The 18070-nt window shown below is 42.9% G+C and carries 18 protein-coding genes; 7 read left to right on the top strand and 11 right to left on the bottom strand.

Translation table 11 applies throughout. The features are described 5' to 3' along the window. Positions 1-2: 2 nt before the first annotated feature. The 5 genes from BM528_RS15005 to BM528_RS15025 form a co-directional block, all read right to left on the bottom strand. Entirely contained in the window at positions 3-1346 is a 1344-nt protein-coding gene (locus BM528_RS15005) for a restriction endonuclease subunit S (RefSeq protein WP_071980528.1), read from the bottom strand. After that, positions 1336-2988 (bottom strand): class I SAM-dependent DNA methyltransferase, encoded by a 1653-nt coding sequence (locus tag BM528_RS15010; RefSeq protein WP_071980529.1) that lies wholly within the window; start codon positions 2986-2988, stop codon positions 1336-1338. Before BM528_RS15010 ends, BM528_RS15005 begins: the two co-directional genes overlap by 11 nt. A gap of 32 nt (positions 2989-3020) precedes the next feature. Beyond that, the gene (locus BM528_RS15015) at positions 3021-3593 is read right to left on the bottom strand and encodes a DUF6933 domain-containing protein (RefSeq protein WP_071980530.1); all 573 of its coding nucleotides are present in this window, start codon (positions 3591-3593) and stop codon (positions 3021-3023) included. Further along, complete coding sequence (locus BM528_RS15020; protein WP_071980531.1) at positions 3590-4483, bottom strand: WYL domain-containing protein; 894 nt, start codon at positions 4481-4483, stop codon at positions 3590-3592. The genes BM528_RS15015 and BM528_RS15020 overlap by 4 nt, the downstream gene beginning before the upstream one ends. A gap of 72 nt (positions 4484-4555) precedes the next feature. Then, entirely contained in the window at positions 4556-5560 is a 1005-nt protein-coding gene (locus tag BM528_RS15025; RefSeq protein WP_071980532.1) for a DUF429 domain-containing protein, read from the bottom strand. Between the two features lie 128 nt (positions 5561-5688). On the opposite strand from BM528_RS15025, the gene BM528_RS15030 reads away from it, so the two are divergent. Further along, entirely contained in the window at positions 5689-6447 is a 759-nt protein-coding gene (locus tag BM528_RS15030) for a DUF2034 domain-containing protein (protein WP_071980533.1), read from the top strand. Positions 6448-6662: 215 nt separating this feature from the next. Here the strand turns inward: BM528_RS15030 and BM528_RS15035 are convergent, their stop codons facing one another. Next, positions 6663-7154: a hypothetical protein gene (locus BM528_RS15035; protein ID WP_071980534.1), complete on the bottom strand. Its 492-nt coding sequence runs from the start codon at positions 7152-7154 to the stop codon at positions 6663-6665. Positions 7155-7168: 14 nt separating this feature from the next. Continuing rightward, the gene (locus BM528_RS15040) at positions 7169-8326 is read right to left on the bottom strand and encodes a helix-turn-helix domain-containing protein (RefSeq protein WP_071980535.1); all 1158 of its coding nucleotides are present in this window, start codon (positions 8324-8326) and stop codon (positions 7169-7171) included. 621 nt (positions 8327-8947) lie between these two features. Here BM528_RS15040 and BM528_RS15045 point away from each other — a divergent pair. After that, entirely contained in the window at positions 8948-9409 is a 462-nt protein-coding gene (locus tag BM528_RS15045; RefSeq protein WP_071980536.1) for a hypothetical protein, read from the top strand. 1 nt (position 9410) lies between these two features. On the opposite strand, the gene BM528_RS15050 is transcribed toward BM528_RS15045, so the two are convergent. Beyond that, on the bottom strand, positions 9411-9767 hold the full coding sequence (locus BM528_RS15050) for a type II toxin-antitoxin system RelE/ParE family toxin (protein ID WP_232230503.1): 357 nt from the start codon (positions 9765-9767) through the stop codon (positions 9411-9413). Beyond that, positions 9745-9972: a type II toxin-antitoxin system Phd/YefM family antitoxin gene (locus BM528_RS15055; protein WP_071980537.1), complete on the bottom strand. Its 228-nt coding sequence runs from the start codon at positions 9970-9972 to the stop codon at positions 9745-9747. The genes BM528_RS15050 and BM528_RS15055 overlap by 23 nt, the downstream gene beginning before the upstream one ends. A 52-nt stretch (positions 9973-10024) precedes the next feature. Here BM528_RS15055 and BM528_RS15060 point away from each other — a divergent pair, with 52 nt between their 5' ends. Next, entirely contained in the window at positions 10025-11836 is a 1812-nt protein-coding gene (locus BM528_RS15060) for a hypothetical protein (protein WP_232230504.1), read from the top strand. 376 nt (positions 11837-12212) lie between these two features. Here BM528_RS15060 and BM528_RS19095 read toward each other — a convergent pair whose 3' ends face one another. Beyond that, positions 12213-12374 (bottom strand): helix-turn-helix domain-containing protein, encoded by a 162-nt coding sequence (locus tag BM528_RS19095; RefSeq protein WP_071980538.1) that lies wholly within the window; start codon positions 12372-12374, stop codon positions 12213-12215. 434 nt (positions 12375-12808) lie between these two features. Further along, complete coding sequence (locus BM528_RS15070) at positions 12809-15049, bottom strand: penicillin acylase family protein (RefSeq protein ID WP_083595306.1); 2241 nt, start codon at positions 15047-15049, stop codon at positions 12809-12811. A gap of 296 nt (positions 15050-15345) precedes the next feature. Between BM528_RS15070 and BM528_RS15075 the strand changes: the two genes are divergently transcribed. The 4 genes from BM528_RS15075 to BM528_RS15090 all read left to right on the top strand — a co-directional run bounded on the left by BM528_RS15075 (position 15346) and on the right by BM528_RS15090 (position 18068). Then, on the top strand, positions 15346-15744 hold the full coding sequence (locus BM528_RS15075; protein WP_071980539.1) for a DUF3718 domain-containing protein: 399 nt from the start codon (positions 15346-15348) through the stop codon (positions 15742-15744). A gap of 341 nt (positions 15745-16085) precedes the next feature. Then, positions 16086-16625, top strand: a complete 540-nt coding sequence (locus BM528_RS15080) for a DUF1439 domain-containing protein (RefSeq protein WP_071981349.1) — start codon at positions 16086-16088, stop codon at positions 16623-16625. 250 nt (positions 16626-16875) lie between these two features. Then, the gene (locus BM528_RS15085; protein WP_232230505.1) at positions 16876-17124 is read left to right on the top strand and encodes a hypothetical protein; all 249 of its coding nucleotides are present in this window, start codon (positions 16876-16878) and stop codon (positions 17122-17124) included. Between the two features lie 74 nt (positions 17125-17198). Then, positions 17199-18068, top strand: coding sequence for an MBL fold metallo-hydrolase (locus BM528_RS15090; protein WP_071980540.1), 870 nt, complete (start codon positions 17199-17201; stop codon positions 18066-18068). Positions 18069-18070 lie beyond the last annotated feature (2 nt).

Below are 18070 nucleotides of genomic sequence, written 5' to 3' on the forward strand. Positions count from 1 at the left end.
GGCTATACTCCCTGTAATTCAGCCTCTTGATTGGCAGAACTTTTGTCTGCCGAGTCTAGCTCGATTTCGCCAGAGATTAATTTGGGAAGCAATGCATCGCGATTTGCTTCCAGAGTCTGGTTTTGTAATGCTCTACAATACTGAGCGGTTAAATAACCATCGACAATTTCGGAAAACTTGCTCTGTATACTGATATTCGGTAATAGAATATCGATTGTGTTGAGATCCTTCCTTTTGATACTTGCTTGCACTGTAATAACTAATCTTGAATCGACATCGTGCTGGAATCTATGCCCTTTAATTGTGTAAAACATAAATTCAGGTGTAGCCAATTTCCCGAACCTCAATCCCAGTACATTCTGAGCAACACCTATATCGACATCCTTAACGAAGGAGCTTCTACCGATTGTCCCAACAGTCGATATTAAAATATCTTTTTCTCTTACATATTGCCTAAACCAACTTCTAAAGGTTTTTTCGTCAACCCGTTTCTCTGAGTTTGTTAGAGGAAAGTTACTATTTGCAGGCAGGTTCTTAACTTCCACAAGTGGATACCCCTCTTTACTAAGCGGCGGTGTTTTTCCTCTATTATCTATATACTTGTCAATAACCTCTTTGAATTTTTTGTGTTCCCATCCTTTGGGTATCCAGCCTTCTATGCCAAAAGTAACTTCACCTGTTTGCTCAAATTCGCTAGGAAATAGGTTTCGGATATGTTCTGGCAAAGGTTGAAAGTCGGGTAACGCATGGGCTTTTTTGCGAACTTCAACTCGATGAGCCAGTTCGTCGGGTATTGGGTTACCTGCCGCTAATGCGTTATCCACCACAGGGTCGAAATCTACAAACCAGCTTTTAAATAGCGACTGCGCCATTTGCTCCAGAGTTTGGTTTACTTCTAAATTCAGATTGATTTTATTATCGTAGCAAGATATTGATTTTGCGATATTCCTGCGGACTTCCAAAGGTGGGACTTTGATTGGGATGCTGTGAGCTTCCTCTCTGTTCAGTCCAGGTACCGCGCTATCACTATTTAACTTTTCTAAACCTAGCGACTTCAATAAGTAATAGGTAAATAGTAGGTCAAGTTTGTCCTCTTTCGTCACATAAAATGTGGTATCAATGGGCCAAAAAGGACCATCACAGAACCTGACAGAGCCAACCGTGCCTTTTCTGCCAATAATCACACCTGGGTGCTCTACATGACTTTTCGAGTGATACCCACTGATTCCTCCTGAACCATAAACTGGAGTCGACCCACTCTCGTCCCTTGCTCTCGCTGGTAGGCTTTTCCCGTAGATGAAAGGGCAGAACTCGCCTACTGTAGTATCAACCCAACTACTTTGCATAACCCAGCCCTTCTAAGTTTCGACGAATTGCTTGATCTAGCTTAGCGGCCTCATCCATTTGCCTGAGCAAGGTTTGACTAAACTCTCGCATTTTCACTTCAAATGGAACTCCGTCATCCTCAATGGCTGCGGCACCAACATATCGACCAGGCGTTAACACGTAATCGTTAGCTTTTATTTCGTCTAAGGTTGCCGACTTACAAAAGCCTGCAACGTCTTCATATGCATCAAGTTGCTTGTGTTCCTGTAGCAGCTCTTGTGTCGGGGCATCGTCTTGTTGTTCTGTGAGTGCCTGTTCAATGGATTGCTTACTCTGTCGCCATGCATGGTAGGTGTTGGCGATTTTGGCGATATCATCGCTGGTAAGCTCTTTATGGACACGGCTAATCATACTGCCCATTTCCCGGGCATCGATAAACAGAGTTTCGCCTTGTCGGTTGCGGTAGCCTCGTTCTTTGTCCTCGCTCTTATTCTTGCTGATAAACCATAAACAAACAGGAATTTGTGTGGTGTAAAACAACTGACCGGGAAGCGCAATCATACAATCGACCAAGTCGTTTTCGATGATTTTCTGGCGAATAGCGCCTTCACCGCTAGTGTTAGAACTCATTGAACCATTAGCTAAAACGAAACCTGCCGTACCGTGCTCACTCAACTTAGATATCATATGCATGATCCACGCGTAGTTAGCGTTACCTGTTGGTGGCACATCAAAGCCTGCCCATCTTGGGTCGTCGGTAAGCTCATTGTCGGCACGCCACTGCTTCTGGTTAAACGGAGGATTCGCCATAATGTAATCAGCTTTTAAGTCTGGGTGCTGGTCTTTGAAGAATGTATCAGCGGCAATGTCACCGAGATTGGCAGAGATACCACGAACCGCTAAATTCATCTTCGCCAGTTTATACGTGGTGTTGGTATATTCCTGACCGTAAATGGAGATATCTTTGCGATTGCCTTTGTGGCTGTCGATAAACTTCAACGACTGCACGAACATACCGCCTGAACCACAACATGGGTCGTATATCTTGCCTTTGTAAGGCTCTAACATATCGCTGATTAAGCTAACTACTGACTTTGGTGTATAGAACTCACCACCGCCTTTTCCTTCGTTGGCGGCAAACTTACCAAGGAAGTATTCATAAACTCGACCTACTAAGTCTTCCTCGCTCATGTCACATTCATTGGCAACGGTGTTGATGTTATTGATGGTGTCAATAAGTGCGGCGAGCTTGCTTACGTCCAGCGATAAACGCGAAAAGTAATTATCCGGTAATGCGCCTTTTAACGATGGGTTGGTTTTCTCAACGGTGTGCAGTGCTGTATCAATCTTTACCGCGATATCGTCTTGCTTGGCTTGTTTTTGAATCGTCGACCAGCGAGCTTCTTCGGGTAAGTAAAACACGTTGTCTTTGGTATAAAATTCCACCATATCAACATAGTCGCCCATGCCTCCCGCTTTAAGCTTTTCTCGCTGCACTTCGAATTTGTCGCTGATGAATTTGAGAAAAATAAGGCTGAGCACTATATGCTTGTATTCTGCTGATTCAACGCTTCCACGGAGCTTATTGGCCGCATCCCATAATGCTTCTTCAAAAACGATTTCTTTCTTGTTCGCTGGTGACTTTTTCGTTGTTTTACTCATTGCTTGTGTCCATATTCTTATTCCGTTCGCCACTAGTGCAGAGTCGTATTTGCTGTACTATCGGCTATTTTGTTTGGTAATTTTTGTAGTAACTGGACCATTTCTTTATCTGGCCAAATATATTCTTTTTGCCCTTTTACGCCGCAAGGCCTGTGGCTTAAATCTGCACTGTATCGGTACGGGCTGATATCCGCTACCGACGTGTTCTTGTAATACAACCCATAATCAATTTCCTGAGCTACCTGATTCATCGTACCTTGTACCGAACGATTACAGGTTGTATCGAACGTAAGTGGTTGGTAATTCGTCGCAGCGGCATTAACGAGCTCAGGCGGCATATCGCTTTTCAGCAAGGTGTTAATAAACACATCGTTAAAGTGCCAGTCGAGGTTTGAGAAGTCTTTCTTGGTCAGGCATGGAATAAACAACGTGAAGCGAGTCGCATCATGCACGGCGATGATACATTGCCTACGCTGAATGGTGATGAGATTTGCATGCCAGTTTAGCCACTGTGCCTGAATACCTATAGCAGTCGCAGGTTGCTTTGTAGCTTTCACCTTCTCAGGCAGTTTAGCGTATAACTTCTTGGTGCAATGGAGGATCACTTACTGCCTCCGCTTACTCTTTCTTTAGCTTCATATCCCGGCGCAATCGCCAAGTTTTGCACATTGTTTAGCGTAAACCGGTTTTGTAGCCAAAGTTGGTATTCCGCACCTTTTAGCGTTCCGCGCTCGGTGCAGTCCACATTCCATCGTCTTAACAGGTATCCAGCCATTGCCGCTCGCACCTCGATAAGAAGTTGCTTATTGTCCATACCGTAATCCATTTCTATCGCGGTTGGATGTTCAACATTCTTGGGATGCGGTACAAGCTGAAGTGGAATAAGGCGCTGCCATTCGGTATCTGCTTGGGCGTTTTCATCTTCATTAGGCGTGTCTTTTAGTGTTACTTTGCTAATGCGTGTTAACACAAAGTCTCGGAAGCTTTGACTCTTTCGGTCAAAGGCGCGAACGTGCCAGCGTAGACCATTGTCTACGATGGAGTGCGGTACAAGTTCTCTGGCATTCGAACCGCTAGAAAGTGACGTATAGATAACGCTAACCGCTTTGTTATTGAGAATCGCCTGAACAAGGCGAGCAACGATAAAGATGTCTGGTACATTCAGACTGGACGGTGCTTCTACTGGGAAATGGATATCACCTATTGCATCAAACCCATCAGAAATATCGTTGGCGAGTTTGGTTAAGGTACGCCTTGCATCGTGTTCGAACACAGGTTTGAACTGCGGTGTCTGGAAGTATCGCTTTTCTCTCGAATCGTAAGACAGGTTATCCGGTGCAAGCTCTTTGTAAATACTGAAATCGCGCGAGCCTGCCGACAATCCGACCTGAAAACGATTAATTAAATCCTGACGGTAAATCGCACCTTTGAACAACAAGCAAAAGTCGATGTAGGCAAGGCGTTGTTTTTGAGCAAAGCTGATAGAGTCGAGCATCGTCCCTGTTTGCGTTTCTATACTTTAGTCCAGTGTGGTTTATTTTGAGACGGTTGTAAAGAAGGTACATCGTTAACTGCTCATAAATCGGCGCTTAAACTCCTTCTTTCTTGCTTCAGGTTCGCCTTCTATTAATCCTGTGCACTTGTGTGCTGCATGCGCGTCCCACCCAAGCGGCCAGCGTTTAAATAGGTGTTGATTACAGGCTGGACAAGCTTGTTGACGTGCAATATTGGAAACAGCCTGTTTTGTCTTCCTTATGGGGTTGGGCTTTGTCGGTAGATTGGCAGCTGTGCTGCTTATTGGCTTAACGTCTGGTATCCAGATAGCATCACCCTTTTCTGGCTCACCAAATGAGATGCGCTCCTGTTCAGGCAAGCTTGCTACCCATGCGGCACTGTAGGCATCCACTCTATCGTGCATTGGTCCAAGGCACATATTATCTGCTTGCGACCAATCGTAGTCGGTTTTAGGCCAACCAGTGTAATGCGACATGGCAGACAGCTGTAACTCAGCCTGATTCCCTTTGCTTTTATGGATATCAGCGACACCTAACTGTTTCACTGTCGCGTGTGGATAGACCTCTATACATTCGGCAACTTTACTCAGTCGCTCGTTCAACGCGAAACCTAACAGCATAAAGATTTGGTGGGCATGAGGCAGGTTTTGTATCGGCTTACCCGCCTCAAGATGTGCAATACCTTTTGCTTTAATCACCATAAAGTCATCGGCAGAAGGTGTGGTGTAACAGCTAATACCCGCCCTATCGAGCGCCTGTTCTGCAAATCTACGATTAAGATGGTTATCCCTTGGCCGAAGCGGTGAGTCGATACCTATTCGAATTGGGTTTAAATGGAATGCCTCGCATACCGTTTCTATGTAACTGGCGACATCTTCTGCAAATGCCTGATTAACCTTGTCATCCAAGGTCCGGGCGTTGCCTAAACCTCTAGGTGGTTTTATTGGGTAACTGGCTAACGGAAACGGCAATAATCGCCCATTTTCTAGAGTACAAATCACCAGTGGCAGGTATTTACCTTTCGCACAAGCGACATCGATACCGATAAACACGTCCATGTTTGTCTCTCCTATCTGTCAGGAATGAATATTTCACTGTTAAACGATACTACACGATTGGAATTAATACCCAATCAAGACATTGCCTGAGTTAATATATTTTCGATATTTAACAAGGATGTTCAATTATGCCAAGAAAAAATACTTCGTTTGCTGACCTTCTTTTCCAAGCGCCGTGGTGGGTTTCGGTTATAACGGCAGCGATTACCTATGTTGTAATGGGCCACCTACTGCCTTCTGTTGAAACTGATAATCAGCTTATCAACATGGTATTTAAGGCACTCGCTATTCCTGCGCCTTATTTTGCACTTTTCATATTATTCATCGCTCCTTTTTCGTTTTTAAATGCGCGTCGTAAAGCCAAGCAATTAGATGCGCAAAAGAGTATAGAGACCATTAGACAACTGCATTGGCGCAATTTTGAGGAGCTAGTGGCAGAAGCCTATCGAAGACAAGGTTATCGAGTAACCGAAGGTGGTTTTGGTGCTGACGGTGGTATTGACCTAGAACTGAGGAAAGGCGAAGAGCGTGTGCTTGTTCAGTGCAAACAATGGAAGGCACAAAAAGTTGGTGTCAGTGTGGTACGCGAGATGTTTGGGGTATTAACCGCCAGTAATGCAGACAAGGTCATTGTTATTTGTTCGGGCAAATTTACCCAACAGGCAATAGATTTCACATCTGATAAGCCTATCGAGCTAATTACCGGAAATGAACTATTATCGCTCGTTAAAGATGCACAGGCAGAGCCCATTATAGCGCCGGTCCAACAGGCATCATGTCCTAGGTGTGGTAGTGAATTAGTTGAGCGACAAGCTAAGCGCGGCACCAATGCAGGTAATACCTTCTTGGGTTGTTCCAGCTTTCCCAAGTGCCGCTACACCGAGTAGTTTTTTGTAAATTATTTGAGGTATGTTGCATTGTTGGAAGATGAAAGCTTTAGCGGATAGTAGAACTGTTTAAACTGCCGAAGCCTTCCTCCAATGGTATTCAGCGTCTCCTAACTGGTCGCGAATATGACCAAGTAAACTCCTTGTTCGGATAGTAGTCACTAGACTCCTTTTCCTGAATGCGGCTTTAGCTTTCGCCAGCGCGTCATACTTTTTTAGGCACATTCAATAAGACGGATAAAATCCTCTACCACGCCTTGGTGAATATGAAGCGGATTGCACTCGTGTATCGCGTAAACCGTACCAATGGCCTCGTCTTTGGAAATAAAACCTTGTTCGGCGAGTTCAAGTAACAGCTTCAACCCTCGCTTCGTTGGTATATTATCTTCCTCGCAAAATTTCAGGAGTGCTTTCTCGTTTGTAATACAAGTTATATCCCCAATACTCTTTGCCAAATACAAGCAAACCTTGTCTTGAAAAGACAATGGCCCATGTTGTGCATTTGATGCTTCAAAAAGAACTTCTAGATCTTCTTCAACTACGTCAAAACCATACTGCAAACAGTCATCATGACTAAGCTGCTCAACTTCACCTAGAATAACTGAAGGTATAACAACTCTTTCAATCTTCTCGGAATACAACGCCAGCATCATTATATCGGCATCGGCATAATCAATGAGGACATTTGCATCTGTTATTACTGGCACTATTTATTCCCGAATTAACCAACCCATGAAGACGCCAGTTGACGCATTTCCTTATTCTGCAGTCTCAGTATCTCTGCCCCACGAGAAAGTGAAATATTGCCACTCTCAACAGCCTTTCTTACAAGGAATGGCAAGCGATCTTCCGTAAAATCAAATACATCAAGATTGAAAGGCTCACTTGCAGTGGTGTACCTATGGTTAATCCTGTAATGGTCGCTTTCAATGCCTACCGGCTCAGTATGCTTCTGAAGAGATTTACGGTAACGGTGTTTAAACTCGATATTGAAATTCATCCAAAGCTTATTTTTCTTTTCAGACGGCATATCTTCCGCGTATCGATAGAGAACAGTCCTCCAACTGACTTTAAATACTTTTTTTACCTTTAAAACCCGATCCACAAAACTTAAGCCGGCCGCTTCATTCCATTCTCTTTCAAAGGCGTCTTGAGGCATGAGGAAATGTGATGCAAATTGATCAGCTTCTGCCTCTTGTTCTTCAATCTCGGTAGTTTGGTCAATATCATATGCATTTAGATGCATCAGGAGGTGACCGAGCTCGTGAGCTGCACTAAATATCCAAGTTTCTACCGGCAGTCTCTTCCAAGTATTAACTATAACAGCGGGTCCGCCTTTTTCTTGCTCACTAACTGACAACCCTAAAAATGAATCAGTTTCCACTTCAATAGAACGGACCTTAATTCCTCTTGCTTCGAGAAGTCCACAAATGTCCAAGACAGGCTCCTTGGGACCCAATCCAAACTTACTTCTGCAATAGTTTGCAAGTTCAGGTATTCCGCAGGTATTACTTTCCTTATAAGCGTAAAACTCATGTAAATCGGCTACTTGCTTGTCTTGAGTAAGCTCTTCTAGAGAATTAAAGTCATACAACCAAGTAACCACATCAGAAATAATTTGTTCCCTAGTTTTAAGCCTTTTGAGTGACCTAAACCGAATATGCTTAAGAGGCTTCACTTCAGCCAGTATTTCTTGAATTGGTACTTGTAGTGCTTGAGCTAGAGCTTTGATTGACTCAGCTCTCGGAGTAGCCTTTCCACGCTCAAGTTTTTGGTAACCACTAAGAGACATACCAGCCTTTTCAGCTAGATCTGACTGATTGTATCGCGCGTTTGAGCGCAATCGCTTTAGATTGTGAGCAATAGCTTGATTGTTCATTGCGGTCTCCTTTAGTAATCATAATAACAAATTATTTAATAATAGCTACTTTATTGAATCAAGGAGACTCGCAATGAACCGTTTAATTTACAATAGATATTGTGCTAAAAACCACTAGAACCCAAGAGCAAAATAGTTGCTGTTAATGACCACTGAAGACATTCAGACTCACCAAGATAAGATACTGAAATAGCTCCTGCGTATTTCGGTGCATCCGAACGGTCGGGGAAATGGGTGATCGGAATGGGCCGGAACATGCAGCTCCACTTTATTACGGATTAAAAGCAAGTATCCACTTTCGATTGCGACTGCACACAATTCACGAACTATAAAGTACACGAATTAAAAATTCTTTGCACAGCAGTAAACAATGGCTAATCAAATTGACCGACATGACATCGATGATACGTTGTATGTATTTAAGCAGGATAACAGTAAACGCTGGTACGCACGTTTTCAGCTGTTTGGGAAATGGTATTGCAAAGCGACAAAACAAAAGGACTTAGAAGAAGCAAAGGCGACTGCTCGATATCTTCGAACTGAGTACAAGATCAAAATTGAAACTGGCACGTATCGACGAGCAAGCGGTTCCGTGATGTTGCACAGAAAGCTATTGAGCAAATGGAGCACGAACTTGCAATGGGCACTGGCAAGGTTGCATACAAGGATTACAGTGGCGCACTGACAAAGTATCACATTCCAGTCTTTGACCGGACCTATATCACATCTATTGACCAAGATAAGCTGAGTGAATTCAACGTAAAACGCAGAGAGATCGCTAAGAAGGATTTATCCAAGTCAACGATCCTCAATCATAACGCAGCTTTAAATATGGTTTTCAAAATCGCATTGGACAATCAGTGGGTGGCTCCAATACAGGTTACGAACCTAAACAATGTAGGTAAGGCTGGAACAAGGCGCGCGTCTTTCACACCAGAAGAATACGAACGTATTTGTGACAAAGTGCTAGAAATGGAAAGAAATGCGCGAAAAGAAGTAACAGCTCAAATCCCTTTGGTACCATCGGCTCTACCCCATAAACGGGGGGATCAGTATTTATCCTGTTCTATTAATTTGGGGTAAATCAGACGAGTAAATTAACTTCAAACAAAATCTTTTTCAGATCTTGTCTAGAATCAAAAACTAGAAGAAGAATGACTGTCTTTGTAGACTCTTCAACTCGGTAAAGCACCACATTATGACTATCGACAAGAAGTTGCCTGTATCCGGTTACCCCTAATTCCAGGAGCCTGTCGCTATGAGGCGCAGAATACGGATTTCCAGAGAGTTGAGACTTAACTTTTGATTTAACAGCTCGCTTGGCCTCGTTTGCAACATTGTGATTAAATTTTCTGGTTAAAAATGCATCCAGTTTTTTCAAACAAAGTTTAAAAACCGGCGTCACTTTTATGCTGTATTTAATTGTCGTCAAATGCTTCATCCAGATCAAATAGCCCGTTCTGTCGCGCACTGCGTTCTGACAAATTTATGAGTTTTAATAATGCTATAGTTTGTTGCTGTTCTTCGTAGTCATTCGCATCCTGAATAACATACTTTGGCTTGCCATTTTGCGTGACCAAAATGGGATTATCCAATTCCAGATGATTCGCATGTTCCTTCATGTAAGATACAGTTTGAGTTTTCATAACAATCTCTATTGGTCTAAATATAGACTTATTATAGTCCGATAGACGAAAAATGAAACGGATAGATTTCCGAGTGGACCGCAAATATTTTCATGATATACCTATACCGGAACATTTATTTAATCAAATCGGCTTCAAAATTGAAAACTCTGCATGTTATGCTTCTGCATCAATTCAGCGATTCGAGACTACTTACTTGACAAAGTTTGATAGAGATTTCCCAAAACTAGAGATGCGGCTTGACGCATTTTTTGATGCCATTGATGACGAAGATTACAAACTTGCCCGACTCATTGTAAAAAAGGCGGTCAGGAAATTCCCCCGACATCCTGTTTGCTTCGCGCTTCAAGGGCTAGCAGCTGTATTTATCGATGATGATCATACCGATGGTTATTTGTTTTTTAAGCAAGCAATAAACAGTGGCTACGCACCTGCTTTTGTATATTTTAATTTTGGACTCTGTGCCGAAAAATCTGGCTCAATTGCTGAATCTTTAGCGGCATTTCAAAATGCGCTGGACAGTGCGTCACCGGAAGAACTTCATCAATATGAACCTGCCAGACTCCATCTCCAAGCGATAAGAGAGCAACTTCCCGAACGCCTCACTTTAGAACAGTACCTTATAGACGCCGAAGTTTTTGAAGAAGGTGTTGAATTGTTAGGAAGTCATAAGTTCAGTGAAGCGGCAAACTGCTTTACTCTACTGTTAAAAAGCCAGCCCGAGCATGTACAAAGCTGCGGCAATTTGGGAATTTGTCAGATGTATTTAGGCGATCACTTGTCTGCAAAACGTGCGTTTCATCGAGCATTGGCAATTGATCCAAATTACCTGTTAGCTGAAAATAACCTGACATTATTAAAAGCGCTTGAAGACGGAGAGATAGAAGAGCTTCCAAGATTTGGTATTACCGATTTCTATGCAGAAAAAGAGAAAACCTCAAACCCTGCCACTGAACTCAATCAGGCAATATCACAAGCCATGGGCAACGAGCAGTTTGACTCAATTGAGGATGCCCAAGCATTTGTTGAGAACTATATGAATGAGCATAACAGTTCACCGAATACTGATATGCTTAACCTCACACCAAGCCAAACTCACAAGCTACTTACTGAGCCTTTCGAATCCAGTGATTTACTTAGCTGGCAATTTTCGAATGTTACCAAATTTACATCAGCCCCTGTTTATTGGTTAGCTGTAAATTTAATAGGAGCTTTAGGGGCTGATGGAGTTAAGTGCACCGCCAATGGAAATTTGCCCCGCAATTTATGTCGATCGCTATTCGATAGTTATATGAAAGAGTTTGCTCCCAGCTTTATCGTTTCCAAAATAAATAAAGAGGACGATTTCATTAACCTACATGTAGTTCGCAGCATATTGTTGATTGCCAAATTAATTCGTAAACACGGTGGGCGCTGGAAGCCATTGAAATCAACATGGCAACTTTATGAGCGTATACAGCAAGGTGATAACACAGCTGCGACCGAACTTTATCAAATACTGTTTAAAACGTATGCTACTGAGTACAACTGGGCGTACATTAGTGGTAATGAGAGCGATTGTGCATTCTATCAGTTCAGTATAGGTTACTCATTGTATATGCTTCATCATCTTGGCACTGAATGGCGACATTACCGAGAATACCAGGTACTTTATGAGCAGGCTTTCCCAGATCAAGCAGATCCGTTGCCAGAGCTTTCAAAGATAGAATTTCCCTCCCAGTATATTTTTCATTTCTGGTTCGACTTTGCATGGCAAGTCGGACTAATAGAAAAACGTGAAAGCACCGATGAAAATACAAATGGTTTTTCCAAAGAAATCATAGCTACGCCTCTGTTTATCGAACTGATTTCTTGGCACATATGAATCAGGTGATAAAAAAACGTCATTTACTCTAATCGAATGCGTGCGGCATCAGTAATCATAGCGTCTTCAATAAACATCAATTTATTTGTTATGGCATGGAATTTCAGATCAAAACACGCCGTTTATCTGAATCTGATAGAAAGGGATTCCACCTAAACCTCATCACCTTTGTATGGGGCTTCATGGACTGGGGGAGGGAGAATCGGGTAAAGTGACTCTAAGCATTTTCTTTGCGAAAAGCTGTTAGTCATGCAAAGAATTTGCAAAGCGTCATTATTACAATTTAACCTGCTGACTTAAAATAATTATTTCAAACACTAACTTTTCAAAATCCGTTGCTAGAAATAGCGTGCCGTCCGATTATCGTTCCATCGTCTTATTTACGAAACTGGCCTGGGCTAACGCCGGTCCATTTTTTGAAAGCGCGGTTAAAATTCGACGTATCCTTAAACCCAAGTTCATAGCCTATTTCAGATGTGGTTTTGGTGGTATTTAAAAGCAATTCTTTAGCAATAGTAGAGCGAGTTTTGTCGAGCATTTGCTAGAGGGATTAATTGCAATAAGCACCAAGGTATTCAGCAGGTTGCAGAGCATGCGGGGCTTGATTGGAGAGAGGCGCGCCTTCATCTTCACGACGACAATTGGCAGCAACTATTAGAAGATAACCGCCTGAGTATGTATGAGTTTGGCAGTTGAGGCGTGCCAAGTTATCGATTATTAGATCAGAATGAAAACGAAGTATTGGCCGTGTGGGGGCAAGACAGGCTTTGGTTGGTCGCGCAAAAGGTTAAGGAGTTAAGTAAATAGCGAGATAGGTATCATTGAATATGACAACCTGCACCAATAGCTGAATCGCGCATTATTATAGGTGCAGGTATATTCACTTATTTGAGGCACACTTTGAAATACAGCTGCTTTTTTTCCATTCCAGCTTCAACGCTCTTGCGGCTCAATCTACTTTTAAAGGGCAACTCAACGCTGCCCCGGTCGATACGTCTCTTCTGCGTTCGCCGCGATATCGTCAGCATAAAAATACACATCGCGCAGTTTACCTGAGACATAGACTGCCGCTTGGTCGTTATAATGTGGAGAGTTTGGATCGTTACTCAAGCCACCGGCGGTTATCGCCTTAGCCTTTAGCTTTTCGCCAAATTCAACGGCTGCCACAAAGCTATTTCCACGCGTGCCATAAATTCGCTTTGTTTCACCCTGGCCATAATTTTGTCCGTAGGCCGCAAGAGCTCCCCACCGGCCAGACGCAAAACCAACGGGCAAGCTTGGTGCATCATCATCGAAATGCTGTCGAATATCAGGGCTAATGCGTTGGAAACGATTAATTTCTCCCCATGGGGTCTGCCAGGTTCCAAAGTCACGAGCTAGCTTATCAACAGCCGACTTTAGAGAAATAACGCGCTCCTCATTAGAAGCCATGCTTTCCATATAGGTATAAACACTTACATCAGCAGCTCGCGCTTTATTGCGAACGGCCTTCATCAAATCCATGCCCCAGAAAACAGCCACAGAGGTAGGCACGCTGTCTACGCCACTGCGGTTGTCCCACGCTTTAAGCGTTGCAATAGGCTCTCGTAATGACGCTTTTCTGGGGTCAGAATCGGGCAAGGACTCAAAAGCTTTAAACAGGGGCGGAAGCAACTCATCAAACCCAGTTAAATGGCTATCGTAAGCGGCATTAATAAGACTATCGATATCAAAATCAGTCGTACTTTCAAGCAAGTTAATTGCGTGAATACCGCGATAGTTTTCAGTGGTACCGGAATAATACGCTGGGTAATCCGATTTTTTAGGGCTGAACTCGGCTGCCGCACTGTAAGGCCAGTTATTGGTATTTTGAATCCACCCGTTACCTGGGTTTTTAATATGGATATGCTCTTCAAGGGGGTGAATGCCTTGCCAATCTGTAGCAGGGTTACTTCCATCTACTGGTTGAGTAAAATCGAAAGCCGTATCTCGACGAGGTACAAAATTACCGTGGAAGTAGGCAATAGTACCATCTGCATCGGCGTATACGGTGTTGTTCGATGAATTCGTTAAGCTTTTCATTGCTGTATAAAACTCATCGTAATTTTGCGCTTTTGTGCGAGTGTACGACTGTATAAGCGCTTTAACCGGCTCCTCCATTAAACGCACAGATACCCACTTATTATTATGTGAGCGCACTATTGGACCGCGATGGGTGAAATAAGCAGTGACTTGCTTTTGCTGCATAGTGCCGTCTTTTGCTTTGTAAGGTAGTTCGATGAGTCGCGTTTCGAGCTTGCGATGCTCATCGCCATATAGGTAGTACAAACCATCCTCTTTTTCGATAACGGTTTCTGCGTATTCGTCTATAACGTCCACGTAGGTTGATGTGTGCATCCACCCCAAACGCTCGTTAAAACCTTGGTAGATAAAGAATTGTCCCCAGGTAGATGCCCCATAGGCATTTAACCCTTCCTCTGATTGCACGTGAGCTTCGTGTCGAAAATAAAAGCTGGTATGAGGATTTACTAAAAGAAGCGCATTACCGTTTTTCGTGCGACTAGGAGCAATAGCAAAGCCATTTGACCCACCTGGCTCTGCGTCTAATTGATTTGTTGTATTCAATGGGTCAGTTTTAAAGGAGACATTTGCCATATCATCACCGTAAAACTCGGCCAATCGGGCCATATTTACGCCGCGCTCAATATCGCCACCAATACTGCCTTCACTAAAGGTGAGCGCCATCCACGGCTCGAAGCGGGTAATGACTTTAGGTTTTACTTCAGGGTGTGTGTAGAGGTAATAATTTAAACCGTCGGCAAACGCCACCATCAATTTTTTAAGCCACTCAGGGCTTTCTTCATACTGCTTTTTAATTTGCTTAGGCTGAATAAACAGCTTCATGCGAAGATCTCGGTATAGTTCATCCTCACCGAGATCTTCAGCTAATCGGCCCATTGCGTTAATATAATTGCGCTCTATTCGATTAAAGTCGTCTTCGGCCTGAGCATACAGCATGCCAAACACAGCATCAGCATCAGTTTTCCCTTTAATATGGGGGATACCCCAGTTATCGCGGGTAATAGTCACGTTCTTTGCCGTTGCTTCCCAGCGCAAAACTTCTTCTGACTTTTTATCAGTTGCCTGATTAGCTGCGGGCGCCTTGTAATCCGACGAGCACGCCGAAACAAACAGAGTCACAAATACTGCAAAACATACCGACAGGCACTTCATCTGCTTTTCCTTATTTTTAGTTGTAAGCAAAACCTACTACTCATTAATTCAACTGTAAAGAAAGCTCCCAAGATAGTCGATTTAACAATAGGAAGGCACAAGTTACAGAAACTGCTGTGCAGTTTTTTATAAGTTTAACGGCTTTTCTGTTTGAGCCTTAGCCTAAAGTATAGTTTTGAATACTTATATATCGCACAACATGTTTTTGTTTTTGCAAAGGTGGCGTTTAATACAACTCAAGCAACGACAAGTGAGTTGCAAAAAACATTAAACCATTAACCACAGGAACTTTAACCATGTTGAAAATAGTTAAAACTTCTATCATCATCGCAGCGTCTTCGCTTGCATTTTCTAACGCAGCTCAAGCAGACGGCATCAACGATGCGCTTGCTAACATTTGCACTATCGTGCAAGCAGACGACAAAGGCGAACTTCGCAAAAAAATGCGTAGCGTTCAGTCAGATTATCGTTTGAAGTTACGCGATTATTACTCAGGCATTTCATGCAATGGTCAAAGCCTTATTCGTACGGCAGTCACTAGCAACGCGGTTGAAGTTGGTACTTTATTAGTTAAGAAAATGCCAAGTAAAGATTTACAAGCTCCTGAGGCAGATGGCAAAACACTTCAAGCGTGGATTGCTGAGCAAGGTCTTCAAGACTCACCAATTTCTGCAGAGCTTAACGGAAGAATTTAATATTCGACCGCAATCAATTTATCACGCCATGTGAGTAGCAGTTTCAACATGGTAGCGGCTCCGGGCCGCACTAGAGGCCCCTTTAATGGGGCCTCGCCTTTTCTGTTCCCCCTTTTTACGCCCCAGCACGTTCTCACGCTTTTTTCTCTACACCTAAGGCTTTATACCTCAGGCAAGTTCTTCGCTATCTCAATAGAGTAGATTTATCGCTTGCTTTCATGTCTACTGACTGCGTTTTCGCATTCGTTAAGAGCACAAATATAATGAAATTTTTCTCATGCATTAGTATTCAGACAAAGTTTAATGGCGCTGTATTAAGAAACGCTGTTCTAAAATCCACAATGTTTAGCGCTATACTCATTTTAAGTGGTTGTGCAACGCTGTCACAATTATCTGCTTACACAGTGTCAAACGCAGAGGTTGAGCAGGTACTCGACAGCCAATTAAGCAAACTTCAACAGAAAGCATCACTTGCAGGTATACCGCTTTTCCTAGAAGTAAGCGATATTTCAGTCAGTATTGGCCCTGATGGAAGGAACGTTGTTCAGTTAGGTACCGATGCCACCGCTAGTATTAAGGCATTCGGCTTTAGCTACCCTGCCAATATTCGCTTATCGATAGAAGGCACGCCCTATTACGACGCTGAGAAGAAAGCTATTTTTGTTCGCTCACTATCTTTACTTGATAGCACTATTGATGCTGGGGGATATAAAGGAAACTTAGCCCCCTTAAGTACTCAGGTTATGCAAATGATTAACGGCTTTTTAGCTTCAAACCCTGTGTACACGTTAGATACAACGAATAAAACCATTAACCTTCTTTCTACAATTCCCCTCACTCTTAACGTTGAGCCTGGAAAAATTTCATTAAGGCCCAGATAAGTTAAACACACAAATAGCCGCACTGTAATCAATAGCAGTGCGGCTTTGTAAGTTGCTGTTTTACAAAATTTTCCCTCCCGCCTTTAAAAATAGCTAATGCGTTGTTATTAGCTTTTTTTATAGCCTCACGCTATCGCTTCAATCTGATAAACCAATTTCAATAATCATTAATTTAGATTAGATAAATCTTATATTTGTCGCTATATTAAATACATATATTAAATACACCTTAAATAAAGAGAGCAATACTATGGATCCGGAAGGCATTCTTCGCGCCATGGTTTACTACCCAATGAGTAACGGACGTGCTATTAACGAGTTTGTAAGACTTGTTGAAGCGCTACAAACCAGTGATGAGCACAGCTGTGCTACCCCTGAAAACTGGAAAGTGGGCGAAGAAGTGATTGTGCCTCCTCCACACACTATCGAAGACGCAGAAGGCAGAGAGACTGCCGGTTACAACTATGTAGATTGGTATTTTTGTAAAAAGTCTCTTTAACTGTTAACTAACGTTTTGACTATTTATCAGTGATATAGAATTTCTATATCACTGACTTTACTAAGGAGATTTTGATGAGTACACAAACTGAAATCACATCATTTTTAGATAGCGACAGTGAAACATTTACTTATGTGGTAGAAGACAAATCCACGTCTAAAGCTGTGATCATAGACCCGGTTTTAGATTTCGATTACAGCGCCGGTCGCATTCATACCGAAAGTGCTGAAACAATTGCAGACTTCATTGACAAGAGAGGCCTACAAGTTGAGTGGGTTTTAGAAACCCATGCCCACGCTGATCACTTATCAGCCGCACCATTTTTCAAGCGTAAGTACAACGCAAAAATTGGTATTGGGGCGCGCATTACAGAGGTCCAGAAGGTCTTTAAAGCGCTGTTCAATTTAGAAAAAGAATTTCTTCCTAACGGTGCGCAGTTCGACAGGCTATTTGAGGAAGGTGATATTCTGGAAGTTGGCAACCTGCGCTTTGAAGTGATGCACGTACCCGGTCACACACCAGCAGACATTGCGTATTTACTTAACAAAGAGTCGGTATTTGTAGGTGACACCATGTTTATGCCGGACGTGGGAACCGCACGATGTGATTTCCCTGGTGGCAGTGCAAGCACCCTTTACGACTCAATACATCGAATTTTGGCACTACCTGAAGAAACGAGTATCTACGTTTGCCATGACTATCCAACACAACATCGTACTCACGAAAGTAAAGTGACAGTTGGTGAACAGAAGGAATTCAATATTCACGTTAAAGACGGCGTTTCAAAGGCTGAATTTGTTCAGATGCGTGAAGCACGAGACGCTACATTGAGTATGCCTCGCTTGATTCTTCCTTCAATACAATTAAACGTAAGAGCAGGTGAATTACCACCGCCGGAAGATAACCAAGTGAGCTACATCAAAGTACCGATTAATCAACTTTGAGG

Origin of the sequence: Alteromonas sp. RW2A1, from assembly GCF_001886475.1 — a bacterium.
GTDB classification, from domain to species: domain Bacteria; phylum Pseudomonadota; class Gammaproteobacteria; order Enterobacterales; family Alteromonadaceae; genus Alteromonas; species Alteromonas hispanica.